This window comes from Pseudomonas sp. NPDC096950 (genome assembly GCF_044762525.1).
GTDB lineage: Bacteria > Pseudomonadota > Gammaproteobacteria > Pseudomonadales > Pseudomonadaceae > Aquipseudomonas.
In genome coordinates this window covers 607-25,628 of the sequence record NZ_JBIWEL010000042.1, presented here as the reverse complement: position 1 = coordinate 25,628, position 25,022 = coordinate 607, and the positions used below count along the sequence as shown (strand labels likewise).

At 57.5% G+C, this 25,022-nt stretch carries 22 protein-coding genes and 1 pseudogene; 18 read left to right on the top strand and 5 right to left on the bottom strand.

Translation table 11 applies throughout. The features are described from left to right. Positions 1-4 precede the first annotated feature (4 nt). The 4 genes and pseudogenes from glyQ to ACIQY3_RS33660 all read left to right on the top strand — a co-directional run. A pseudogene (gene glyQ, locus ACIQY3_RS33675) lies at positions 5-895 on the top strand (glycine--tRNA ligase subunit alpha); the annotation flags it as partial. Beyond that, positions 892-2,946, top strand: a complete 2,055-nt coding sequence (gene glyS, locus ACIQY3_RS33670; RefSeq protein ID WP_403028861.1) for a glycine--tRNA ligase subunit beta — start codon at positions 892-894, stop codon at positions 2,944-2,946. The pseudogene glyQ and the gene glyS, both read left to right, overlap by 4 nt. Before the next feature lie 6 nt (positions 2,947-2,952). Next, the gene (gene gmhB / locus ACIQY3_RS33665) at positions 2,953-3,486 is read left to right on the top strand and encodes a D-glycero-beta-D-manno-heptose 1,7-bisphosphate 7-phosphatase (RefSeq protein ID WP_403028858.1); all 534 of its coding nucleotides are present in this window, start codon (positions 2,953-2,955) and stop codon (positions 3,484-3,486) included. An 81-nt stretch (positions 3,487-3,567) separates the two neighbouring features. Beyond that, entirely contained in the window at positions 3,568-4,347 is a 780-nt protein-coding gene (locus tag ACIQY3_RS33660; RefSeq protein WP_403028855.1) for a lysophospholipid acyltransferase family protein, read from the top strand. Between the two features lie 171 nt (positions 4,348-4,518). Here ACIQY3_RS33660 and ACIQY3_RS33655 read toward each other — a convergent pair whose 3' ends face one another. Next, complete coding sequence (locus ACIQY3_RS33655) at positions 4,519-6,051, bottom strand: sensor histidine kinase (protein ID WP_403028853.1); 1,533 nt, start codon at positions 6,049-6,051, stop codon at positions 4,519-4,521. Positions 6,052-6,228: 177 nt separating this feature from the next. Between ACIQY3_RS33655 and ACIQY3_RS33650 the strand changes: the two genes are divergently transcribed. Then, positions 6,229-6,948, top strand: a complete 720-nt coding sequence (locus ACIQY3_RS33650; protein WP_403028850.1) for a response regulator transcription factor — start codon at positions 6,229-6,231, stop codon at positions 6,946-6,948. 144 nt (positions 6,949-7,092) lie between these two features. On the opposite strand, the gene gyrB is transcribed toward ACIQY3_RS33650, so the two are convergent. Genes gyrB through dnaA form a run of 4 tightly spaced genes read right to left on the bottom strand, consistent with a single transcriptional unit; the run spans position 7,093 to position 13,309 of the window. Then, entirely contained in the window at positions 7,093-9,516 is a 2,424-nt protein-coding gene (gene gyrB, locus ACIQY3_RS33645; protein ID WP_403028849.1) for a DNA topoisomerase (ATP-hydrolyzing) subunit B, read from the bottom strand. A 5-nt stretch (positions 9,517-9,521) separates the two neighbouring features. After that, positions 9,522-10,625, bottom strand: coding sequence for a DNA replication/repair protein RecF (recF, locus tag ACIQY3_RS33640; RefSeq protein ID WP_403028846.1), 1,104 nt, complete (start codon positions 10,623-10,625; stop codon positions 9,522-9,524). A 20-nt stretch (positions 10,626-10,645) separates the two neighbouring features. Beyond that, positions 10,646-11,749, bottom strand: a complete 1,104-nt coding sequence (dnaN, locus tag ACIQY3_RS33635; protein WP_054048133.1) for a DNA polymerase III subunit beta — start codon at positions 11,747-11,749, stop codon at positions 10,646-10,648. 39 nt (positions 11,750-11,788) lie between these two features. Continuing rightward, entirely contained in the window at positions 11,789-13,309 is a 1,521-nt protein-coding gene (dnaA, locus tag ACIQY3_RS33630) for a chromosomal replication initiator protein DnaA (protein ID WP_403028843.1), read from the bottom strand. Between the two features lie 567 nt (positions 13,310-13,876). On the opposite strand from dnaA, the gene rpmH reads away from it, so the two are divergent. From rpmH to ACIQY3_RS33565, 13 genes are all read left to right on the top strand, one after another. Then, positions 13,877-14,011 carry a 50S ribosomal protein L34 gene (rpmH, locus tag ACIQY3_RS33625; RefSeq protein ID WP_003213577.1) on the top strand — a complete coding sequence of 45 codons (135 nt, stop codon included), beginning with the start codon at positions 13,877-13,879 and terminating at the stop codon, positions 14,009-14,011. 16 nt (positions 14,012-14,027) lie between these two features. Further along, positions 14,028-14,429, top strand: coding sequence for a ribonuclease P protein component (gene rnpA / locus ACIQY3_RS33620; protein ID WP_054048735.1), 402 nt, complete (start codon positions 14,028-14,030; stop codon positions 14,427-14,429). Beyond that, positions 14,422-14,667, top strand: coding sequence for a membrane protein insertion efficiency factor YidD (gene yidD / locus ACIQY3_RS33615; RefSeq protein ID WP_080761984.1), 246 nt, complete (start codon positions 14,422-14,424; stop codon positions 14,665-14,667). Before rnpA ends, yidD begins: the two co-directional genes overlap by 8 nt. 2 nt (positions 14,668-14,669) lie before the next feature. After that, a complete protein-coding gene (yidC, locus tag ACIQY3_RS33610; protein ID WP_403028840.1) occupies positions 14,670-16,358 on the top strand; it encodes a membrane protein insertase YidC in 1,689 nt (562 codons plus the stop codon). 79 nt (positions 16,359-16,437) lie between these two features. Further along, on the top strand, positions 16,438-17,808 hold the full coding sequence (gene mnmE / locus ACIQY3_RS33605) for a tRNA uridine-5-carboxymethylaminomethyl(34) synthesis GTPase MnmE (RefSeq protein ID WP_403028838.1): 1,371 nt from the start codon (positions 16,438-16,440) through the stop codon (positions 17,806-17,808). Between the two features lie 550 nt (positions 17,809-18,358). Further along, positions 18,359-20,257: a tRNA uridine-5-carboxymethylaminomethyl(34) synthesis enzyme MnmG gene (gene mnmG / locus ACIQY3_RS33600; protein ID WP_054048147.1), complete on the top strand. Its 1,899-nt coding sequence runs from the start codon at positions 18,359-18,361 to the stop codon at positions 20,255-20,257. Continuing rightward, on the top strand, positions 20,254-20,898 hold the full coding sequence (gene rsmG, locus ACIQY3_RS33595) for a 16S rRNA (guanine(527)-N(7))-methyltransferase RsmG (RefSeq protein ID WP_403028833.1): 645 nt from the start codon (positions 20,254-20,256) through the stop codon (positions 20,896-20,898). The genes mnmG and rsmG overlap by 4 nt, the downstream gene beginning before the upstream one ends. 18 nt (positions 20,899-20,916) lie before the next feature. Continuing rightward, a complete protein-coding gene (locus tag ACIQY3_RS33590; RefSeq protein WP_123515492.1) occupies positions 20,917-21,714 on the top strand; it encodes a ParA family protein in 798 nt (265 codons plus the stop codon). Between the two features lie 9 nt (positions 21,715-21,723). Continuing rightward, complete coding sequence (locus ACIQY3_RS33585; protein WP_054048153.1) at positions 21,724-22,596, top strand: ParB/RepB/Spo0J family partition protein; 873 nt, start codon at positions 21,724-21,726, stop codon at positions 22,594-22,596. Positions 22,597-22,744: 148 nt separating this feature from the next. Beyond that, positions 22,745-23,152 (top strand): F0F1 ATP synthase subunit I, encoded by a 408-nt coding sequence (locus ACIQY3_RS33580; RefSeq protein WP_054048155.1) that lies wholly within the window; start codon positions 22,745-22,747, stop codon positions 23,150-23,152. A 16-nt stretch (positions 23,153-23,168) separates the two neighbouring features. Further along, on the top strand, positions 23,169-24,038 hold the full coding sequence (gene atpB, locus ACIQY3_RS33575) for a F0F1 ATP synthase subunit A (protein ID WP_054048157.1): 870 nt from the start codon (positions 23,169-23,171) through the stop codon (positions 24,036-24,038). Positions 24,039-24,172: 134 nt separating this feature from the next. Next, complete coding sequence (gene atpE, locus ACIQY3_RS33570) at positions 24,173-24,430, top strand: F0F1 ATP synthase subunit C (RefSeq protein ID WP_002555987.1); 258 nt, start codon at positions 24,173-24,175, stop codon at positions 24,428-24,430. 56 nt (positions 24,431-24,486) lie between these two features. After that, the gene (locus ACIQY3_RS33565) at positions 24,487-24,957 is read left to right on the top strand and encodes a F0F1 ATP synthase subunit B (protein WP_007948090.1); all 471 of its coding nucleotides are present in this window, start codon (positions 24,487-24,489) and stop codon (positions 24,955-24,957) included. The last annotated feature ends 65 nt before the right edge of the window (positions 24,958-25,022 follow it).

Sequence of the window (25,022 nt, the reverse complement as noted above, 5' to 3'; positions counted from 1 at the left end):
ATAGTGGGCCGAGCAAGGTTGGGTGGTCCTTCAGCCGGTCGATATGGCCGTAGGCGCCGGCACTTTCCACTCAGCCACGTTTCTGCGCGCCATCGGCCCGGAAACCTGGAACGCCGCTTATGTGCAGCCCAGTCGTCGCCCGACTGACGGCCGCTACGGCGAAAACCCGAACCGTCTGCAGCACTACTACCAGTTCCAGGTAGTCCTGAAGCCGAACCCGGACAACTTCCAGGAACTGTACCTGGGCTCCCTCAAGCACGTTGGCCTGGACCCGTTGGTCCACGACATCCGCTTCGTCGAAGACAACTGGGAATCGCCGACCCTGGGCGCCTGGGGCCTGGGCTGGGAAGTCTGGCTCAACGGCATGGAAGTGACGCAGTTCACTTACTTCCAGCAAGCGGGCGGCATCGAGTGTTACCCGGTGACCGGCGAGATCACTTACGGTCTTGAGCGCTTGGCCATGTACCTGCAAGGCGTGGACTCGGTCTACGACCTGGTCTGGGCTGACGGTCCGTTCGGCAAAGTGACCTACGGCGACGTGTTCCACCAGAACGAAGTCGAGCAGTCGACTTACAACTTCGAACACGCCAATGTCGAGAAGCTGTTCGAGCTGTTCGATTTCTACGAAAGCGAAGCCAAGCGCCTGATCGAACTCGACCAGCCGCTGCCGTTGCCGAGCTACGAAATGGTGTTGAAGGCATCCCACACCTTCAACCTGCTGGATGCGCGCCGGGCGATCTCGGTGACTGCGCGTCAGCAATACATCCTGCGTGTGCGCACCCTGGCGCGTTCCGTTGCGCAAGCCTACCTGCTGGCTCGCGCCAAGCTGGGCTTCCCGATGGCGACCCCGGACCTGCGTGATGAAGTGTTGGCTAAGCTGGAGGCTGCACAATGAGTGCTCTGGATTTCCTGGTTGAATTGGGCACCGAAGAACTGCCACCCAAAGCCCTGAACACCCTGGCCGATGCGTTTCTGGCCGGTATCGACAAGGGCCTGCAAGCCGCTGGCCTGAACTACGATACCAAAACCGTCTACGCCGCGCCGCGTCGCCTGGCCGTGCTGATCACCGCGCTGGCCACCCAGCAACCGGATCGCAGCATCAACCTCGATGGCCCGCCACGTCAGGCCGCGTTCGATGCCGACGGCAACCCGACTCAAGCCGCCCTGGGTTTCGCCAAGAAATGCGGCGTCGACCTGAGCGAAATCGATCAGAGCGGTCCGAAACTGCGTTACAGCCAGAGCATCGCCGGTAAACCGACCGCGAGCCTGCTGCCGACCATCGTTGAAGATTCCCTGAACGACCTGCCGATCCCGAAGCGCATGCGCTGGGGTGCTCGCAAGGAAGAGTTCGTTCGTCCGACCCAATGGCTGGTGATGTTGCTCGGTGACCAGGTCATCGACTGCACGATCCTCGCCCAGAAGGCTGGCCGTGATTCCCGTGGTCACCGCTTCCACCACCCGGAAAGCGTGCGCATCACCGCGCCGGCCAACTACCTGGCCGACCTGCGTGGCGCCTACGTGCTGGCCGATGCCAACGAGCGTCGCGCACTGATCAGCAAACGCACCGAAGAATTGGCGACGATGCAGGAAGGTACAGCCATCGTTCCTCCAGCCTTGCTCGACGAAGTGACTGCGCTGGTTGAATGGCCGGTGCCGCTGGTGTGCTCGTTCGAGGAACGCTTCCTCGACGTGCCGCAAGAAGCCCTGATCACCACCATGCAGGACAACCAGAAGTACTTCTGCCTGCTGGATGCCGACGGCAAGTTGCTGCCACGTTTCATTACCGTGGCCAACATCGAAAGCAAAGACCCGCAGCAGATCATCGCCGGTAACGAGAAAGTGGTTCGCCCACGCCTGACCGACGCCGAGTTCTTCTTCAAGCAAGACAAGAAGCAGAAACTCGAAGACTTCAACCTGCGCCTGCAAAACGTGGTGTTCCAGGAAAAACTCGGCAGCGTCTACGACAAGGCCGAGCGCGTTTCCAAACTGGCGGCATACATCGCACAACGCATTGGCGGCAACGCAGCCTGGGCTTCCCGTGCCGGCCTGCTGTCCAAGTGCGACCTGTCGACCGAGATGGTCGGTGAGTTCCCGGAGATGCAAGGTGTCGCCGGTTACTACTACGCCCTCAACGACGGCGAGCCGGAAGAAGTCGCCCTGGCGCTGAACGAGCAGTACATGCCGCGCGGTGCCGGCGCTGAACTGCCGACCACCCTGACCGGTGCGGCCGTGGCGATCGCCGACAAGCTCGACACCCTGGTCGGCATCTTCGGTATCGGCATGTTGCCTACCGGCAGCAAAGACCCGTATGCCCTGCGCCGTGCTGCACTCGGTGTGTTGCGTATCCTGATCGACAAGAAGCTCGACCTCGACCTGAACGACGCCGTGGCCTTCGCCGTGACCGCGTTCGGCACCAAGATCAAGGCTGCCGGCCTGAACGATTCGGTGCTGGAGTTCATCTTCGACCGTCTGCGTGCCCGTTACGAAGACGAAGGCGTGGACGTGGCGACGTACCTGTCGGTGCGTGCCCTGAAGCCGGGTTCGGCGCTGGACTTCGATCAGCGCGTGCAAGCCGTTCAAGCGTTCCGCAAGTTGCCGGAGGCTGCCGCACTGGCCGCTGTGAACAAGCGCGTATCGAACCTGTTGAGCAAGGCCGAAGGCTCGATCCCGTCGGTGGTGGAAGCCAAGTACTTCGACAACGCCAACGAGTTCTCCCTGTACTCGGCGATCCAGCAGGCTGACCAGGCTGTCCAGCCGATGGCTGCTGCCCGTCAGTACAGCGAATCCCTGGCGCGTCTGGCTGCCTTGCGCGAGCCGGTGGATGCCTTCTTCGAAGCCGTGATGGTCAACGCGGATGACGCCAATGTGCGCGCCAACCGTTATGCACTGCTGTCGCGTCTGCGTGGGCTGTTCCTCGGCGTCGCCGATATTTCGCTGCTGGGGTAAGACTGTTTGAAACTGCTGATTCTCGATCGGGACGGGGTGATCAACTACGACTCCGACGCTTACATCAAGTCGGTGGAGGAGTGGATTCCGCTCCCCGGTTCGATCGAAGCCATCGCGCAGTTGAGCAAGGCCGGCTGGACGGTGGCGGTCGCTACCAACCAGTCGGGCATTGCTCGCGGCTATTACGACATCGCCACCCTGGACGCCATGCACGCGCGCTTGCGCACGCTGGTGGCGGAGCAGGGCGGTGAAGTCGGGCTGATCGTCTATTGCCCACACGGGCCGGACGATGGCTGCGATTGCCGCAAGCCGAAACCCGGGATGTTGAAAACCATCGCCGCGCATTACAACGTATCGCTGACTAATCTATGGTTCGTCGGCGATACCCTTGGTGACCTGGAAGCCGCCAAAGCCGTCGATTCTCAGCCAGTTTTGGTAAAGACCGGGAAAGGCGTAAAGACTCTGGGCAAGACCCTACCGGTAGGCACCTTGATTTTTGACGATCTGGCGGCGATTGCCGCAGAACTTATCCACAATTAGAGCGTTTCGAGATTCCTGACCAAGGATTGATCGGGATTGCGCTTTATATAGACGGGCAGAGCCCGCACGGTAAACGTCACCATGTCGATACTGCAGGCCATCAGAACGTTCCTCTTCTATCTGTTGCTGGGCACCAGCTCTTTGCTTTGGTGCAGCCTGAGCTTTTTCATCGCGCCTTTTCTGCCGTTCAAGGCCCGATATCGCTTCATTAATGTCTACTGGTGCCGATGCGCCCTGTGGCTGAGCAAAGTGTTCCTGGGCATCACCTACGAAATCAAAGGCGCCGAGAACGTGCCTGACCGGCCTTGCGTGATTCAGTCGAATCACCAAAGCACCTGGGAGACGTTCTTTCTCTCGGCTTACTTCGAGCCGTTGAGCCAGGTGCTCAAGCGCGAATTATTGTTCGTGCCGTTCTTCGGCTGGGCGATGGCCATGCTGCGACCGATCGCCATCGACCGTGACAACCCGAAAGCCGCGCTCAAGCATGTGGCGAAGAAGGGCGATGAGTTGTTGAAGGATGGCGTCTGGGTACTGATCTTCCCGGAAGGCACTCGCGTTCCTTACGGCACCGTCGGAAAGTTCTCACGCGGTGGAAGTGCCTTGGCCGTCAACGCCGAACTTCCGGTGCTGCCGATTGCACACAATGCGGGCAAGTTCTGGCCGAAAACCGGTTGGGCAAAGAAGCAAGGTGTGATCACCGTGATCATCGGTGAGCCAATGTATGCCGAGGGCACCGGGCCGCGCGCCGTCGCCACATTGAATGATCGGGTGCAGGCCTGGAACGAGCAGATGCAGCGAGATATGGGTTCGTTGCCACCGGCACCTCAAGCACCCGCCGAGCCTGATCAGGTAGCTGTCTGAGATTCTGTGGATAACCTGTGTACCGTTTTGTTGAAAAGCGTCCTATTTAGTTTGTAGGCTTATGATTTATATACATATTTCTTAAGCTCATAAAATTCCGAAAAAGGTGCATAAGTTTTTTTCGGACGTAAAAAAAACGGCTGATATAGCCGGTTTTTTTATGCCCTGGTTTTATTCATCCAGCAGGGGGAAATGAAGGCTGAAACTAGTGCCTTGGCCGACCTCGCTCTGACACTCGATCCGTCCACCGTGGTGATCCACCACCGCTTTGACCATCGACAACCCCAACCCTACACCGTCGATGCCCTGAGCCGAAGTAAACCGGCGGTATTGGCTAAACAGCTCAGGCAATTCTTCGGCAGCGATACCTTTGCCCTGATCGGTCAATTCGCACGTCAGCCAGCCTTCGCTGCAACTGACTTGCAGGCTGATACGCGTTCCGGAATCGCTGTACTTGATGGCGTTTTCCAGCAAATTGAATAACGCACGGGTCAACAAGCCCTGATCGGCCAGGATCAGACTTTCCTGGGCCTCCTCATCCAAATGATGGATCAGCTCAATCTGCTTCATCTGCGCGATACTCAGGGCCTGGTCGAACACGTCCAGCACGAGCATCGGGAACAGGGTTGGCTGGAATTCATAGGCCTCGGACTCGGCCCTGGCCAATAAAACGAAGCCGTCCGTGAGGTCCAAGGCCCGGCGCACCTGAAGCTCAATCTGATCGAACAACTGCGTGTCCCCCCCCACCTGATGCCGATGCACATCGAGCAGGGCCAGGATCGCCGAATGCGGCGCCCGCAGGTCGTGGGATAAAAAGCGCAGCAACACGCCACGTTGTTCCTCGGCATCCCGTTCGACACTCAGGTCGGTCAGGCTCAACAACCAGCCGATCGGCATTTCTCCGTCCACCGGCAGCAAGGCCGCGCGCTCCAGGCGCAGGCTGCGCCCTTTGATGTCCCGGAATTCCAGTAGCGCCAAGGTTGATAACGGCGGCCGCGAGCCATCAAGAGTTTCCGGATAACCCAATCGCGCCAGTTGCTCGAGGATGTCATCGCCCACCAGATCGGCGCCGAACAAGTCTCGTGCGTTACGGTTGCCGAGCAATATTTGGCCTCGCGGGTCACTGATCAACGTGGCGACCGGCAGATATTCCAACCCGTCGGCGATGAAGCGCCGGGTATCACGGGTGCGACTCATGGCTTGTTCCAGCGCCATGATTTGTCCCTGCAAATGATCGCCGGTGGGGAATTGCACCCGGCGGCGTTCCGGGAAGACTTTCGGCTCGTTATCCAGGCGTGCCAGTTCCCAGCCGAAATAGCTCAGCACCACACTCAGGCGTCGCCAGTTCCAGATCAGATAGCCGAACAGCATTCCCATCAGGCTCGCCGCCGGGGACCACCACCAACGCAGTTCTGCCAGACAGGCGCTGATCAGCAGCGCGCCGCTCATGCCACCCAGCGTCAACCACAGCGCCAGTCGCGGGCGAAGTAACAGCAAGCCGAGCACGCAGGCGACTAGACTGACCGATAACAATGCTCCCAGTGCTCCAGAACCTTGGAGTTCTTCGGACTGTGCATTGAACGAGAGCAGGGCTGTCAGCGGTAGCAGGATAAGACTTATCCACAGCCATTCCCTGACCAATTGCCGGAACAAGCGCTGGACTTGAGTGGGCTCACGGCTCTCACGGCGGCGCTGATGGATCATGGAGAAATCTGATAGAGGAGGGGGCAAGGAATTAGGTTCATGAGTCACGAGTCTGATTGGAAGATTGAACCTGAAGAATCATAGCGGACGACGACCGACGGAGGTTTGCTTACTTTCACTCCGTCAGTCGAGCCGGTATCGTCTACCGCCCACCAGCCATCAAGGAGCTACCCGCACATGCGTGTCGCGATACTGGACGATGAACCCGCCGAACTGCGCCGGGTCGAACAGACCCTGCGCCAAATGGCCGAACCGGGCGAACAGCCCTGGTCATTGCATAGCTTCGAGCGCGCAGAAGATCTGTTGCGCCAGCTGCGCCGGGAAACCTTCGACCTGCTGATCCTCGACTGGCAACTACCGGACCTCAGCGGCCTCTCGCTGTTGCGCTGGACCCGAGAGCACATGGACGCACCACCCGCCGCCATCATGCTCACCAGTCGCGATGCCGAGAGCGATATTGTCCAGGCCCTGAATGCCGGGGCTGACGACTACGTCAGCAAACCGTTCCGCCCAAATGAATTGAAAGCGCGTGTTGCTGCCGTACTGCGCAGGCATGGCCAGCAACGTGCGACGGCCGCCGACGTGTTGAATTTCAATGATCTGGTGTTTGATGACGCGGAACTCACCGTCACCCGAGCGGGCACTGCCATCGCCATGACCGAACGGGAATACAGTCTGGCTCGTTGCCTGTTCACCAACCTGGGCCGGCCATTATCTCGGGAATATCTCTATGGACGTTTCTGGAGCCATGAAGAGATGGTGTCTTCGCGACCACTGGATACTCACATTTATCGTCTGCGCAATAAGCTCGGGCTGACGGCGGATCGGGGTTGGCAGCTGTTGACGATTTATGGGTATGGGTATCGGTTGGAGAGTGTGGGGTCGGTAAGCGAATAAAGATCAAAAGATCGTAGCCTTCGGCAGCGCCTACTTCGACAGGCGTAGGAGCTGCCGAAGGCTGCTATCTTTTGATGTTCAGGAAGGCAATAAAAAAGGCCAACGCTTTGTGCGTTGGCCTTTTTCGTTGGCGCTGCAGCTGGATCAGAAGTCCAGGTTGGAAACCGCCAGGGCGTTGCTTTCGATGAAGTCACGACGGGGTTCGACCGCATCACCCATCAGGGTGTTGAAGATCTGGTCCGCGCCAATGGCGTCTTCGATGGTCACTTTGAGCATCCGGCGCTGGGCTGGGTCCATGGTGGTTTCCCACAGCTGATCCGGGTTCATCTCGCCCAGACCTTTGTATCGCTGGATGGTGTGGCGCTTGGTGCTTTCAGCCATCAGCCATTCAAGTGCTTCCTTGAACTCGGTCACCGGCTTCTTGCGCTCGCCGCGCTGGATATACGCGCCGTCGTCCAGCAAGGTGCTCAGTTGAGCGCCCAGAGACACAACGGTTTTGTAATCGTTGCTGCCGAAGAAGTCGCGGTTGAAAGTGATGTAGTTCGACAGGCCGTGGGAGATCAGTTCGACCTCTGGCAGCCAGACGTTACGTTCACGGTCTTCACGCAGGCTGGCTTTGTAGACCAGGCCGGACTTCTCGACAGTACGCAGGCGAACTTCGAACTGAGCCATCCAATCCTGCATCGCTGCGTGATCGGACAGTTGCTCCATGCTTACCGCTGGCAGGTAGATGAAGTGCTCGGTCAGCTCCTGTGGGTACAGGCGCGACAGACGCTTGAGGGTCTTCATCACCAGGCGGAAGTCATTCACCAGACGCTCAAGCGCTTCACCAGAGATGCCCGGGGCTTCTTCGTTCAGGTGCAGGCTCGCGTCTTCCAGGGCCGACTGCGTCATGTACTCTTCCATGGCGTCGTCGTCTTTGATGTATTGCTCTTGCTTGCCTTTCTTGACCTTGTACAGCGGCGGCTGAGCGATGTAGATGTAGCCGCGCTCGATCAACTCCGGCAACTGACGGAAGAAGAAGGTCAGCAGCAGGGTACGAATGTGCGAACCGTCGACGTCAGCATCGGTCATGATGATGATGTTGTGGTAGCGCAGCTTGTCGATGTTGTACTCGTCGCGGCCGATACCGCAGCCCAACGCGGTGATCAAGGTGCCCACTTCTTGCGAAGAGATCATCTTGTCGAAACGCGCCTTCTCGACGTTCAGGATCTTACCTTTGAGCGGCAGGATGGCCTGGGTGCGACGGTTGCGACCCTGCTTGGCGGAGCCGCCAGCAGAGTCACCTTCCACGAGGTACAGTTCGGACAGGGCAGGGTCTTTTTCCTGGCAGTCAGCCAGTTTGCCCGGCAGGCCGGCGATATCCAGCGCGCCTTTACGACGGGTCATCTCACGGGCTTTACGCGCCGCTTCACGCGCACGCGCCGCGTCGATCATCTTGCCGACGACCAGTTTGGCTTCGTTCGGGTTTTCCAGCAGGAAGTCGGAGAAGTACTTGCCCATTTCCTGTTCGACGGCGGTCTTCACTTCGGAAGAAACCAGCTTGTCTTTGGTCTGGGAGCTGAACTTCGGATCCGGTACTTTCACCGAAATGATCGCGGTCAGGCCTTCACGGGCATCGTCACCAGTGGTGGCGACTTTGTGCTTCTTCGCCAGGCCTTCCGCTTCGATGTAGGTGTTCAGGTTACGCGTCAGTGCGGAACGGAAACCCACCAGGTGAGTACCGCCATCGCGCTGTGGAATGTTGTTGGTGAAGCACAACAGGTTCTCGTTGAAGCTGTCGTTCCACTGAAGGGCGATTTCCACGCCGATGCCGTCTTCACGCTGAATGTTGAAGTGGAACACCTGGTTGACCGGAGTCTTGTTGGTGTTCAGGTATTCAACGAATGCACGCAGGCCGCCTTCGTACTTGAACAGCTCTTCCTTGCCGCTGCGCTCGTCCTTGAGGACGATGCCGACACCGGAGTTGAGGAAGGACAGTTCACGAATCCGCTTGGCCAGGATGTCCCAGCTGAAGTGGATATTCTTGAAGGTCAGGTCGGACGGTTTGAAGTGAATCTGGGTACCGGTGGTTTCGCTCTCGCCAACGATTTTCATCGGCTCTTTCGGAACACCGTGGATGTAAGTCTGTTCCCAGATCTTGCCGCTGCGGCGAACGGTCAGGACCAGTTCTTCGGACAGGGCGTTCACCACCGAGACACCTACACCGTGCAGGCCGCCGGATACTTTGTAGGAGTTGTCGTCGAACTTACCGCCGGCGTGCAGCACGGTCATGATGACCTCGGCTGCGGAAACGCCTTCTTCTTTATGCACGTCTACCGGGATGCCACGACCGTTGTCGCGCACGGTGATGGATTCGTCCGGGTGGATAACGATACTGATGTCGTCGCAGTGGCCAGCGAGCGCTTCATCGATGGAGTTGTCGACTACCTCGAAGACCATGTGGTGCAGACCGCTGCCATCGTCGGTGTCACCAATGTACATACCGGGACGTTTGCGTACGGCATCCAGGCCTTTCAGCACTTTAATGCTCGTTGAGTCGTAGGTATTCGTATTTTCTTCGCTCAATGCCTTCACTCCCGATGGTCGTGGGTCTGGGTGATACGGCCCTGTTCCACGTGGAACAGAGCGACTGGCGTTTCCGTATGCCAGCCTTCCCTCAATAATTCGTGATCTACACAGGTGATAAACACCTGGCAGCGTAAGTCTTCCAGCAAGCGGCAAAGCGCACGGCGGTGTTGCTCGTCCAATTCGGACGGCAGGTCATCCACCAGATAAATACACTGGCCGCGTCGGGCCTGGCTAACCAAATGCCCTTGGGCAATCCGCAATGCACAGACCACCAACTTTTGCTGACCCCGGGACAAAATGTCCGCGGCGTTATGGGCGCCCAATCGAAGACGCAAATCAGCGCGTTGTGGTCCGGCCTGGGTATGACCCATTTGCTGATCCCGTTGTAGGGACCCTGCGAGCACAGCACTTAGCTCGCGCTCTTTGTCCCAACCTCGGTAATAGCTCAGCGTTAAGCCCTCGAGCTCAACCAGTTCGCTCAAGGTCTGTTCAAAGACTGGTTTCAAGGCTTTGATATAAGCGCGGCGGTATTCATCAATTTCTGCGCTGGCCTGACACAGTTCCCTGTCCCAAACCGCCTGCGAAACGGCGTCAAGTGTACCATGCCGCAGCCAAGAGTTTCTCTGGCGCAGGGCCTTCTGCAAGCGCTGCCAAGTGGACATAAATCGCGGTTCCACGTGGAACACACCCCAGTCGAGAAACTGCCGGCGAATCTTCGGCGCGCCTTCCAACAGCCGGAAGCTATCCGGGTTGATCAGCTGCAACGGCAGGATCTCCGCCAATTGCGCCGCGCTACGGGCGTTCTGCCCATCGATGCGAATCTGAAACTCGCCTTGGCGGTCCCGAGATATCCCCAGTGCGCTGTGCCCGCCTTCGGCCAATTCCACCTGACCAAACACCGTGCACGCCAATTGCTCGTACTGAATCACGGGTAATAAACGGCTGCTACGAAACGAACGGGCAAGCCCCAGCAGATGAATGGCTTCCAGAACACTGGTTTTGCCGCTGCCGTTGGCGCCGTAAAGAATGTTGATTCGGGGAGAGGGGGAGAAGGTCACCGGGTGCAGATTGCGCACCGCGGTGACCGAGACGCGACTTAAGGACATCTAGCTTCTGCTGAACATGATTACAGACGCATCGGCATGACAACGTAGGCCGAGTCGTCGTTGTCGGACTCTTGCACCAGCGCACTGCTGTTGGAGTCGGACAGGATCAGGCGAACCTGCTCGGTGGTCATCACGCCCAGTACGTCGAGCAAGTAGCTCACGTTGAAGCCGATTTCCAGGTTGCCGCCGTTGTACTCAACGCCCACTTCTTCTTCCGCTTCTTCCTGCTCCGGGTTGTTCGCCTGGATCTTCAGCTGACCGTTGGCCAGTTGCAGACGAATACCGCGGTACTTCTCGTTGGACAGAATCGCGGTACGGCTGAAGGCTTCACGCAGCGCTTGGCGGTCACCCAGCACAAGCTTGTCGCCACCTTTCGGCAGAACACGCTCGTAATCCGGGAATTTGCCGTCGACCAATTTAGAAGTGAAGGTGAACTCGCCGGTGGTCGCACGGATGTGGTGCTGACCCAGGACGATGCTGACCAGGCCATCCGGCTCGGTCAGCAGACGCGCCAGCTCAAGGATCCCCTTGCGCGGCACAATCACCTGGTGACGATCAGGCTGACCGATATCGGCCTTCATCGAGCACATGGCCAGACGGTGACCGTCGGTGGCCACAGCGCGGATGATGCCTTCGGAGACTTCCAGCAGCATGCCGTTGAGGTAGTAACGCACGTCCTGCTGGGCCATGGCGAAGCTGGTGCGTTCGATCAAACGACGCAGTTTGCTCTGCTCCAGGCTGCAAGTCAGCGAACCCGGGCCTTCTTCGACCGTCGGGAAATCGTTGGCCGGCAGGGTCGACAGGGTGAAGCGGCTACGGCCGGCCTTCACCACGAGCTTCTGCTCATCGACCTTGATGTCGATCAGCGCGTCGTTCGGCAGGCTCTTACAGATGTCCATCAGCTTGCGCGCAGGCACAGTGATGGAGCCTGGATCAGCCGGCTCTTCGAGTTGCACACGACCAACCAGCTCGACTTCCAGGTCGGTACCGGTCAGCGACAACTGCTGGCCTTCGACAACCAGCAGCACGTTGGAGAGCACCGGCAAGGTCTGTCGGCGCTCAACGACGCCTGCGACCAGTTGCAGGGGTTTCAACAGGGCTTCGCGTTGAATGGTGAAATGCATGGTCTAGTCCCTTGCCTTAATAAGCTGCGCTGGTGTTCATCAAGTGGTCAGTGTACGCAGCAGGTTCTTGTAGTCCTCGCGGATGTCCGCGTCGGATTCCTTAAGTTCGTTGATCTTGCGGCAGGCGTGCAAAACAGTCGTATGGTCGCGGCCGCCAAACACATCGCCGATTTCCGGCAGGCTGTGGTTAGTCAACTCTTTGGAGAGGGCCATTGCAACCTGACGCGGACGTGCGACCGAGCGCGAACGACGCTTGGACAGCAGGTCGGAGATCTTGATCTTGTAATACTCGGCGACGGTGCGCTGAATGTTATCCACAGAGACCAGTTTGTCTTGCAGCGCCAACAAGTCTTTCAGGGATTCGCGAATCAGCTCGATGGTGATGTCGCGACCCATGAAGTGCGAGTGGGCGATCACGCGTTTGAGCGCGCCTTCCAGCTCACGGACGTTGGAGCGAATACGCTGGGCAATGAAGAACGCCGCGTCGTGGGGCAGATCGACTTTGGCCTGGTCGGCCTTTTTCATCAGGATCGCCACGCGGGTTTCCAGCTCCGGCGGCTCGACAGCAACCGTCAAGCCCCAGCCGAAGCGGGATTTGAGGCGCTCTTCAAGGCCTTCGATTTCTTTCGGGTAGCGGTCACTGGTCAGGATGACCTGCTGGCCACCTTCGAGCAGGGCGTTGAAGGTGTGGAAAAACTCTTCCTGGGAACGTTCCTTGCGAGCGAAGAACTGAATGTCATCGATCAGCAGCGCATCCACCGAACGGTAGAAGCGCTTGAATTCGTTGATCGCGTTCAGTTGCAGCGCCTTGACCATATCCGCCACGAAACGCTCGGAATGCAGGTACACGACCTTGGCATTCGGGTTCTTCTTTAATAGGTGGTTACCCACAGCGTGCATCAAGTGGGTTTTACCCAAGCCAACGCCGCCATAAAGGAAGAGCGGGTTGTAACCGTGCTTGGGATTGTCCGCCACTTGCCAGGCCGCCGCCCGGGCCAGCTGGTTGGACTTACCTTCGACGAAGTTCTCGAAGGTAAAGGTGCGGTTCAGGTAGCTGGTGTGCTTGAGCGCGCCTTCAACTTGCACGGTGCGCTGTTCGGCACGGACCGGGGCCTGCTGCGAGCTGGCGCCGGCCATCGGGTCGAAACTGTCACGGGACGGCTCTTCACTGATTTCGGCAACTTTTTGCGTGGCACGTTTGGTCTGGGTGGCGGCCGGCGCAGGGGCGGGGGCACTGACAGGTGCCTGGGCAGCCTGAGCCTGGGAGGCGGCAGCGGCCAACGGAGCATTGGGTGCCGCGCGCGGTGCAGAGCTGCGTTTGCTGCCTATTAATAAGGACAGCGCCGGCGCCATGCCATTGCCATGCTCATCCAGCAGTTCGAGGACGCGGCCCAGGTACTTTTCGTTGACCCAGTCGAGAACAAAACGGTTCGGTGCGTAGACACGCAACTCGTCGCCTTCGGCTTCGACCTGTAGTGGACGGATCCAAGTGTTGAATTGTTGGGCAGGCAGCTCATCGCGCAAAAGCTCCACGCACTGCTGCCAAAGTTCCACTGACACGGATATCCCCTAAGTTGAAAGCCGGTGAGGCAAAAACAAGCGGCCATTGTAGCGGCCAGACGCCCACTTATCCACATGCAGGTTGCGCACAGGCCATGATTTATCAATGCGTTAACTGACAAAAAGACGACCAGCGGTATGTGCATAAGCTCTGTGGATAACCGCCCATGAGGGCACTGGACAAGTGGGGGGCAAACTCGGTGGATAACTGGCCTGTGGATAACTGGCCATTCCACACACAGCTTATCCGACAGTGCAGCACAGGCTGACCACCGTTTCCCACCGTAGTTGTCATTCTCTGTACATCACGGTTTAGAAGGCCTTAAGGCAGTTATCCACAGAAGATCGTGCCCCTAGCTTTTATAAGCTTTACAGAAAAGCTTTAAATAATTCCCTTCTTTATTTCTATATCTAGCGAAGAGGAGTCGAACGAGAAAACCTCTGGAGATCTATTTATAAGGAAACGTTGGTTGGAAATTGACCTAGAGGCTTGCTTTCTCTAGAATCCCCGGTCTCTTAAAACGGGGGCCATTCCGGCCCGTTGTGGACGAACCAGGTAACACGACAATGAAACGTACTTTCCAACCAAGCACTATCAAACGCGCTCGTACCCACGGTTTCCGTGCTCGCATGGCTACCAAAAACGGTCGTGCCGTCCTGTCGCGTCGTCGCGCCAAAGGTCGTGCGCGTCTGGCAGTTTGATAATCCGGCACTGGAGGTGAGTCAGGACTTCAGTCGGGACAAGCGTTTGCTTACGCCCCGGCATTTCAAAGCAGTCTTTGACTCCCCTACCGGCAAGGTTCCGGGGAAAAATCTCCTGCTCCTTGCGCGCAACAACGATCTTGATCACCCCCGTCTCGGGCTGGTTATCGGGAAAAAGAGCGTAAAGCTCTCCGTCGAGCGCAATCGCCTCAAACGTCTGATGCGCGAATCGTTTCGGCTGAATCAGGATTCACTGGTCGGTTGGGACATAGTTATCGTCGCGCGCAAAGGTTTGGGGGACGTAGAAAACCCCGAATTGATTCAGCATTTCGGCAAACTCTGGAAGCGTCTGGCACGCAGCACGCCGGTACCAGCAGTCAAAACCGAAACTGTAGGGGTAGACAGTACCGATGCGTAAACTGGCACTCGTTCCGATCCAGTTTTATCGCTATGCCATTAGTCCCCTGATGGCCAGTCACTGTCGTTTCTACCCCAGTTGTTCCTGCTACGCGTATGAAGCCATAGAAAATCATGGCCTTCTGCGCGGTGGCTGGCTGGCCTTTCGTCGTTTAGGTCGCTGTCATCCGTGGAATCCCGGTGGTTATGACCCGGTTCCGCCTATCCCTACCTCCCGTTCTTCTTCGATGGCCGAGTAATCATGGATATCAAACGCACGATCCTGATCGTCGCCCTGGCAATCGTGTCCTACGTTATGGTTCTTAAATGGAACCAGGACTATGGCCAGGCTGCCCTGCCGACTCAGAATGTTGCTTCCAGTACTACCGCACCGGGCCTACCGGACACGGCGACTGGCAATAATGCTTCTGTCAGTGACGACATTCCACGCGCCGCAAGCGATACCAGTGCCACTGCTCCTACTGAAACACCAGTAGCTGTAAGCAAAGACCTCATCCAGATCAAAACGGATGTGCTCAACCTGGCTATCGATCCACAAGGTGGTGATGTTGCCCAGCTGACGTTGCCGCTGTATCCACGTCGCCAGGACCATCCGGAAATTCCATTCCAGCTGTTCGATAACGGCAACGAGCGGACTTATCTGGCCCAGAGCGGTTTGATCGGCACCGACGGTCCGGACGCAAGTCCAGCCGGTCGTCCGGTTTACTCCTCGGAGAAGAAGATCTACCAACTGGCTGACGGTCAGGACCAATTGGTCGTGGACCTGAAGTTCAGCAAGGACGGCGTCAACTACATCAAGCGTTTCAGCGTGAAACGTGGCTTGTACGACGTGACCGTTTCCTACTTGATTGACAACGAAAGCGCCAAGCCTTGGTCGGGTGCGATGTTCGCCCAACTCAAGCGTGACGCCAGCTCCGATCCTTCTTCCAGCACTGCCACCGGCACCGCGACTTACCTGGGCGCCGCCCTGTGGACAAGTAACGAGCCGTACAAGAAAGTGTCGATGAAGGACATGGACAAGGCTCAGCTGAAAGAAACCGTCAACGGTGGTTGGGTTGCCTGGTTGCAACACTACTTCGTGACTGCGTGGATTCCGGCGAAGGGCGAAAACAACGTCGTCCAGACCCGTAAAGACAGCAAAGGCAACTACATCATCGGTTACACCGCTCCGGCAGTGACCGTTGCACCAGGTGCAAAAGGTGAAGTCAGCGCCGTTCTGTACGCCGGCCCGAAAAGCCAGGCTGTGCTGAAAGAGTTGTCCCCAGGCCTGGAATTGACCGTCGACTACGGCATCCTGTGGTTTATTGCCCAGCCAATCTTCTGGCTGCTGCAACACATCCACGCGATTGTCGGTAACTGGGGCTGGTCGATCATCTTTCTGACCATGCTGATCAAGGGGCTTTTCTTCCCTCTGTCGGCTGCCAGCTACAAATCCATGGCGCGCATGCGTGCAGTGGCACCGAAACTGGCCGCGCTGAAAGAGCAACATGGCGACGACCGGCAGAAAATGTCCCAAGCCATGATGGAGCTGTACAAGAAAGAGAAGATCAATCCACTGGGTGGCTGCTTGCCAATCCTGGTGCAGATGCCGGTTTTCCTTTCGCTGTACTGGGTTCTGCTGGAAAGCGTGGAAATGCGCCAGGCGCCATTCATGCTGTGGATTACTGACCTGTCGATCAAGGATCCGTTCTTCATTCTGCCGATCATCATGGGTGCAACCATGTTCATCCAGCAGCGGTTGAACCCCACACCTCCGGATCCGATGCAGGCCAAGGTGATGAAGCTGATGCCAATCATCTTCACCTTCTTCTTCCTGTGGTTCCCAGCCGGTCTGGTGCTGTACTGGGTGGTCAACAACTGCCTGTCCATCAGCCAACAGTGGTACATCACCCGTAAGATCGAAGCTGCTACCAAAAAAGCCGCTGCGTAACTTACTCTGTGGATAACCACTCAAAACGCCCCCTAGTGGGGCGTTTTGCTATCTGTCACTTTTGTCTGGATACCGGTTTATGAGCGTTTCTCGTGAAACCATCGCTGCCGTCGCCACCGCTCAAGGTCGCGGCGGTGTGGGCATCGTCCGTATTTCCGGGCCGCTGGCGAGTGTCGCGGCCAAAGCCATCAGCGGCCGCGAATTGAAACCGCGCTATGCCCATTACGGCCCGTTCCTCAGTGAAGATGATGAGGTGCTGGACGAAGGCATCGCCCTGTATTTCCCGGGGCCGAACTCATTCACCGGCGAAGATGTGCTGGAACTCCAGGGCCACGGTGGCCCGATCGTGCTGGATATGCTGCTCAAGCGTTGCCTGGAACTGGGCTGCCGACTGGCTCGGCCGGGTGAATTCAGCGAACGAGCGTTCCTCAATGACAAACTCGACCTGGCCCAAGCCGAGGCGATTGCCGATTTGATCGAGGCGAGTTCTGCACAGGCTGCGCGCAATGCCCTGCGTTCCTTACAGGGTGCGTTTTCCCAGCGTGTGCATAACCTCACCGAGCAATTGATCGGCCTGCGTATCTACGTTGAAGCCGCCATCGACTTCCCGGAAGAAGAAATCGACTTCCTCGCCGATGGCCACGTGCTGAGCATGCTCGACAAGGTCCGCGATGAATTATCCACAGTCCTTCGCGAAGCCGGGCAGGGTGCCTTGTTGCGGGACGGGATGAATGTGGTGATTGCCGGGCGGCCGAATGCCGGCAAATCCAGCCTGTTGAATGCCTTGGCCGGTCGTGAAGCCGCGATCGTCACCGAGATCGCCGGCACCACCCGGGACATTCTTCGCGAACATATTCACATCGACGGCATGCCGTTGCATGTGGTCGACACTGCAGGTCTGCGGGATACCGACGACCAGGTAGAAAAAATCGGCGTCGAGCGCGCATTGAAAGCCATCGGCGAAGCGGATCGGGTGTTGTTGGTCGTGGACGCCACCGCGCCGGAAGCGCTGGATCCGTTCGCCTTGTGGCCGGAATTCCTGGAAACCCGCCCGGATCCGGCCAAAGTCACGCTGATCCGTAACAAGGCTGACCTGACGGGCGAAACGATTGCCCTGGAAGTCAGCGACGATGGCCATGTCACCATCAGCTTGAGTGCCAAGTCGGCGGGCGAGGGCCTGGAGTTGCTGCGCGAACACCTCAAGACCTGCATGGGCTACGAGCAAACCTCGGAAAGCAGCTTCAGCGCACGCCGGCGCCACCTGGAGGCGTTGCGACACGCCAGCGCATCCCTCGAGCACGGCCGTGCGCAACTGACCCTGGCGGGTGCCGGTGAGTTGTTGGCCGAGGATTTAAGGCAGGCACAGCAGTCTTTAGGCGAAATCACCGGAGCCTTCAGCTCCGATGACCTGTTGGGACGGATCTTTTCCAGCTTCTGTATCGGCAAATAGTCCTTCCGTTGTTCACAGACAGGCCGCTCGTGCCTGTCTGTCCTCTCCTTTTCTGAAATTTTCCCCGAGTGCCGAGCAGATTCTTTCCGCTTGAGCGGTTTTCCCGTGCCCGAGATTAGCTCTTTACCGGGATTTCTGTGGATTAAGCCCTGTGAATAAGTGCCACTAAGGGCAGTTGATAACAGGGCCTGAAAACTGAAGATAAACCCCTCTGTGGATAACCACCCCTTTCATCCACAGGCTTACACCGGTTATCCAAGGGCCTCATTGCCACATGACCACAGGGTTTTGAATCTCTATACATATTGAATATAAAGGCCTGTAGCAATCTATCCACAGAAATGGTGCTCAGTAGAAATAAACATAAAAACAAAGATTTAATAAATTTCTCTCTTTTTAATTTCTATAACCCCGACTTCTCCACAGCTGGTTAAATTTTGTGCAAAGGGTTCTTTAGGAAGGGCGAAGTCCCTATACTTGCCGACCAGGTCCAAAAACCTGAGATCAACCTATTCCGGATTACCTAACTGAAGCAGGCACGAGGTGCGTGGTGGATTTCCCTTCCCGTTTTGAAGTGATCGTCATCGGCGGCGGTCATGCCGGTACCGAGGCAGCACTGGCGTCAGCACGTATGGGGGCAAAAACCCTGTTGCTGACGCATAACGTGGAAACCCTCGGTGCCATGAGTTGCAACCCTGCCATTGGCGGGATCGGCAAAAGCCACCTGGTCAAGGAAATCGATGCCCTCGGCGGCGCGATGGCCATGGCCACCGACAAGGGTGGTATCCAGTTTCGCGTATTGAACAGCCGCAAAGGCCCGGCCGTGCGAGCGACTCGTGCTCAAGCCGACCGGGTTCTGTACAAGGCCGCTGTCCGCGAAGCCCTGGAGAACCAGCCGAACCTGTGGATATTTCAACAAGCCGCTGATGACCTGATCGTCGAGCAGGAAACGGTGCGCGGTGTTGTCACCCAAATGGGTCTGCGTTTCTTCGCCGATTCCGTGGTGTTGACCACTGGCACCTTCCTCGGTGGACTTATCCACATTGGCATGCAGAATTATTCCGGCGGCCGTGCCGGTGATCCGCCATCGATCGCCCTGGCTCACCGTTTGCGTGAATTGCCATTGCGCGTTGGTCGCCTGAAAACCGGTACGCCGCCGCGTATCGACGGTCGTTCTGTGGATTTCTCGGTGATGACCGAGCAGGCAGGCGATACGCCGATCCCGGTGATGTCGTTCATGGGTTCCAAAGAGCAGCACCCGAAACAGGTGAGCTGCTGGATTACCCACACCAACGCCCGCACCCACGAAATCATTGCCGCGAACCTCGACCGTTCGCCAATGTATTCCGATGCAGGCTTGATCGAAGGCATCGGCCCGCGTTATTGCCCGTCGATCGAAGACAAGATCCATCGCTTTGCCGACAAGGAAAGCCATCAGGTCTTCATCGAACCGGAAGGTTTGACCACCCATGAGCTGTACCCGAACGGGATATCCACATCCTTGCCGTTCGACGTGCAATTGCAGATCGTGCAATCGATCCGCGGCATGGAAAACGCGCACATCGTTCGTCCGGGCTACGCCATCGAATACGATTACTTCGATCCGCGTGACCTGAAGTACAGCCTGGAAACCAAAGTCATTGCCGGTCTGTTTTTCGCCGGGCAAATCAACGGCACCACCGGTTACGAAGAAGCCGGCGCCCAGGGTTTGCTGGCCGGGGCCAACGCCGCACTGCGTGCACAGGGCAAAGACGCCTGGTGCCCACGTCGCGACGAGGCGTACATCGGGGTGTTGGTCGACGACCTGATTACGTTGGGTACCCAGGAACCGTACCGGATGTTCACGTCCCGGGCCGAATACCGCCTGATCCTGCGCGAAGACAACGCTGACCTGCGCCTGACCGAAAAAGGTCGCGAACTCGGTTTGGTGGATGACGCCCGTTGGGCGGCGTTCTGCAAGAAACGCGAAAGCATCGATCTGGAAGAGCAGCGCCTGAAAAGTACCTGGGTCCGCCCGGGCACCGAGCAGGGCGATGCAATTTCCGAAAAGTTCGGCACGCCGCTGACCCACGAATACAACTTGCTCAACCTCTTGAGCCGTCCGGAAATCGACTACGCTGGTCTGATCGCCGTGACTGGGGGTGGTGCAGAAGATCCACAGGTCGCCGAGCAGGTCGAAATCAAGACCAAATACGCCGGCTACATCGATCGCCAGCAGGATGAAATCGTTCGTCTGCGGGCCAGCGAAGACACAAAACTGCCTGTGGATATCGATTACACGAACATCTCCGGCCTCTCCAAAGAGATCCAGAGCAAGCTCGGTGCGACCCGTCCGGAAACCCTGGGCCAGGCGTCGCGTATCCCGGGCGTGACCCCGGCGGCGATATCGCTGTTGATGATCCATTTGAAAAAACGCGGCGCGGGCCGTCAGTTGGAGCAAAGCGCTTGAGTTCGTTGGTCACCTCGCAACATGCCGAAGAGTTATCCACAGGTGCTCGCCAGCTCGGTGTCACCCTGACAGAAACCCAGCACACCTTGCTGCTGGGTTATCTGGCCCTGTTGATCAAATGGAACAAGGCCTACAACCTGACCGCCGTGCGCGATCCGGACGAAATGGTGTCCCGTCATCTGCTCGACAGTCTGAGCGTGATGTCGTTTGTGGAAAACGGTCGTTGGCTGGACGTAGGCAGTGGTGGCGGCATGCCGGGAATTCCGTTGGCTATCCTGTTTCCAGAGTCCCAGGTCACTTGCCTGGACAGCAACGGCAAGAAAACCCGCTTCCTGACCCAGGTCAAACTCGAACTCAAACTGGATAACCTGCAAGTTATCCACAGTCGCGTCGAAGCTTTCCAGCCAGAACTGCCGTTCAACGGGATCATCTCCCGGGCGTTCAGCAGCATGGAAAACTTCAGCAACTGGACTCGCCACCTCGGCGACCGCGATACACGTTGGCTGGCAATGAAGGGCGTTCATCCCGCCGATGAGCTGGTAGCATTGCCCGCAGACTTCCACCTCGATAGCGAACACGCCCTGGCCGTACCCGGTTGCCAAGGCCAACGCCATCTGCTGATACTGCGCCGCACGGCATGATTGGGAACACAAGCAAGAATGGCTAAGGTATTCGCGATAGCGAACCAAAAGGGTGGTGTGGGCAAGACCACCACCTGCATCAACCTCGCAGCTTCCCTGGTCGCTACCAAGCGTCGGGTGCTGTTGATCGATCTCGATCCACAGGGCAACGCCACCATGGGTAGCGGTGTGGATAAACACGGCCTGGAAAACTCGGTCTACGACCTGTTGATCGGTGAGTGCGACCTGGCCCAGGCCATGCACTTCTCCGAGCACGGTGGTTACCAGTTGTTGCCGGCTAACCGTGATTTGACGGCCGCCGAAGTGGTGCTGCTGGAAATGCAGATGAAGGAAAGTCGTCTGCGCAGCGCGTTGGCGCCGATCCGTGAAAACTACGATTACATTTTGATCGACTGCCCGCCGTCGCTGTCGATGCTCACTCTGAACGCATTGGTCGCCGCTGATGGGGTCATTATCCCCATGCAGTGCGAGTACTTCGCGCTCGAAGGTTTGAGCGACCTTGTGGATAACATCAAGCGCATTGCGGAACTGCTGAACCCGAACCTGAAAGTCGAAGGACTGTTGCGGACCATGTATGACCCGCGCCTGAGCCTGATGAACGATGTCTCGGCCCAGCTCAAGGAACACTTCGGCGAGCAGCTTTACGACACCGTGATTCCACGCAACATCCGCCTGGCCGAAGCGCCAAGCTATGGCATGCCGGCGCTGGCGTACGACAAAACATCGCGGGGCGCCATCGCCTACCTGGCATTGGCGGGCGAACTGGTTCGCCGTCAACGCAAAAACTCACGCACCGCCGCCGCTCAGGCAACTTAAGGAATCCCCATGGCCGTCAAGAAACGAGGTCTCGGACGTGGACTGGATGCACTGCTGAGTGGTCCGACTGTCAGCTCGCTCGAAGAGCAAGCGGTACAAGCCGATCAGCGTGAGCTGCAGCACCTGCCCCTGGACCTGATCCAGCGCGGCAAGTATCAACCGCGTCGGGACATGGATCCCCAGGCGCTCGAAGAACTGGCGATGTCGATCAAGGCCCAGGGCGTGATGCAGCCGATTGTGGTGCGCCCGATTGGCAGCGGTCGTTTTGAAATCATCGCCGGCGAACGTCGCTGGCGTGCCAGCCAGCAGGCTGGCCAGGAAACCATCCCGGCGATGGTTCGCGATGTGCCGGATGAAACCGCCATCGCCATGGCGCTGATCGAGAACATCCAGCGCGAAGACCTCAATCCGATCGAAGAAGCGGTAGCCCTGCAGCGTTTGCAGCAGGAATTCCAGCTGACCCAGCAACAAGTCGCCGAAGCCGTGGGTAAATCCCGGGTAACCGTGGCGAACCTGCTACGCTTGATCGCGTTGCCGGAAGTTATCAAAACCATGCTGTCCCACGGCGACCTGGAAATGGGTCATGCACGTGCTTTGCTGGGTTTGCCGGAGAATCAACAGGTTGAAGGGGCGCGACATGTTGTCGCACGTGGGCTGACCGTGCGCCAAACTGAAGCACTGGTTCGCCAGTGGTTGAGTGGCAAACCGGAGCCTGTGGAACCTGCAAAACCGGACCCGGATATTGCCCGTCTCGAGCAGCGCCTGGCCGAGCGCCTAGGCTCTGCGGTGCAGATTCGCCACGGAAAGAAAGGCAAAGGGCAGTTAGTGATTGGTTACAACTCTCTCGACGAGCTTCAAGGCGTGCTTGCACATATCCGCTGAAACATTTCCTCATGTAGCGCGCAGTCGGAAATCACTACCTGACAGTTGAATAGGGGCTGAACCGCCCCTATACTCTGCGCGCATTTTGTCGGCACAAATTATGCCAAGTTATTGAATTCTGGCAGCCGACCATTGGGGAGTAAAAGTGATGGAAACACGCACGCCAAACCGCTTGCCGTTCCATCGCCTGGCAGTTTTTCCGGTGTTAATGGCTCAATTTATCGTTTTGCTCATTGCCGCTTTGGCGCTGTGGCAATGGTACGGAGTCGTTGCCGGGTACTCAGGACTCTGCGGAGGCCTGATAGCCTTGTTACCCAATGTTTATTTCGCTCACAGGGCATTTCGGTTTTCCGGCGCCCGAGCAGCTCAAGCCATCGTCCGGTCTTTTTATGCTGGCGAGGCGGGCAAATTAATTCTGACGGCAGTGCTCTTTGCATTGACGTTTGCAGGTGTGAAGCCATTGGCGCCGCTAGCTGTATTCGGCGTCTTCGTGTTGACCCAACTGGTCAGCTGGTTCGCGCCCCTGCTGATGAGAACAAGACTTTCGAGACCTTAGGGCGTTTGAGGCAACCATGGCAGAGACAACCGCTTCGGGCTATATCCAGCACCACTTGCAGAACCTGACCTTCGGTCAGCATCCTACCGGCGGCTGGGGCTTTGCCCACACCGCAGCAGAGGCCAAGGAAATGGGCTTCTGGGCTTTCCACGTCGATACCCTCGGCTGGTCGGTCGCGTTGGGTCTGATCTTCGTTCTGATTTTCCGCATGGCGGCAAAGAAGGCGACGTCGGGTCAACCGGGTGCTTTGCAGAACTTCGTTGAAGTATTGGTCGAATTCGTCGATGGCAGCGTGAAAGACAGCTTCCATGGTCGTAGCCCGGTGATTGCACCGCTGGCACTGACTATCTTCGTCTGGGTCTTCCTGATGAACGCCGTCGACCTGATCCCGGTCGACTGGATTCCTCATCTGGCCATCCTGATCACTGGCGATTCGCACATTCCGTTCCGTGCCGTATCGACCACTGACCCGAACGCTACCCTGGGCATGGCCCTGTCGGTGTTCGCGTTGATCATTTTCTACAGCATCAAGGTCAAGGGCATCGGCGGCTTCATCGGCGAACTGACCCTGCACCCGTTCGGCAGCAAGAACATCTTCGTTCAAGCCCTGCTGATCCCGGTGAACTTCCTGCTGGAGTTCGTGACACTGATCGCCAAGCCAATTTCCCTGGCACTGCGTCTGTTCGGCAACATGTACGCCGGCGAACTGGTCTTCATTCTGATTGCTGTGATGTTCGGCAGCGGTCTGCTCTGGCTTAGCGGCCTGGGCGTAGTTCTGCAGTGGGCGTGGGCTGTGTTCCACATCCTGATCATCACCCTGCAGGCGTTTATCTTCATGATGCTGACCATCGTTTACTTGTCGATGGCGCACGAAGAGAACCATTAAGACCAGTCTCGACTAGTCTGATGTCCCACTCGGTCAAACGAGTGGGTGCCCGAACAGGGCTTATGAAACGATTTGTTTTACCGCTTTAAAATCTAAAAAACCTAAACCATACGACGTAAAAGTCGGGAGGAAAGATGGAAACTGTAGTTGGTCTAACCGCTATCGCTGTTGCACTGTTGATCGGCCTGGGCGCACTGGGTACCGCAATTGGTTTCGGCCTGTTGGGCGGCAAGTTCCTGGAAGGCGCAGCGCGTCAACCAGAAATGGTTCCAATGCTGCAAGTCAAAATGTTCATCGTTGCCGGTCTGCTCGACGCCGTAACCATGATCGGTGTTGGTATCGCTCTGTTCTTCACCTTCGCGAACCCATTCGTTGGTCAACTCGCTGGCTAATCACTCGAACCTTCGAGTGATTGGTTTGATGTGCAACGAACGAGCGAGGTGTTGGCGTGAACATTAATGCAACCCTGATTGGCCAGTCCGTTGCGTTCTTCATTTTTGTACTGTTTTGCATGAAGTTCGTGTGGCCTCCGGTCATCGCGGCTTTGCACGAACGTCAGAAGAAGATCGCGGATGGACTGGACGCTGCCGCCCGAGCAGCTCGCGACCTGGAGTTGGCCCAAGATAAAGCGGGTCAACAACTGCGCGAAGCTAAGGCTCAGGCAGCTGAAATCATTGAGCAAGCCAAGAAACGCGGTAACCAGATTGTTGAAGAGGCTGTTGAAAAAGCCCGTATCGACGCTGACCGTGTGAAGGTTCAGGCTCAGGCCGAGATCGAGCAGGAACTGAACAGTGTCAAAGACGCGCTGCGTGCCCAACTGGGTAGCCTGGCAGTCTCTGGCGCCGAGAAGATCCTGGGTTCCACAATCGATCAAAACGCGCACGCGGAGCTGGTAAACAAACTGGCTGCTGAAATTTAAGCGAGGGCGATCATGGCAGAATTGACCACGTTGGCCCGACCTTACGCTAAGGCAGCCTTCGAGCA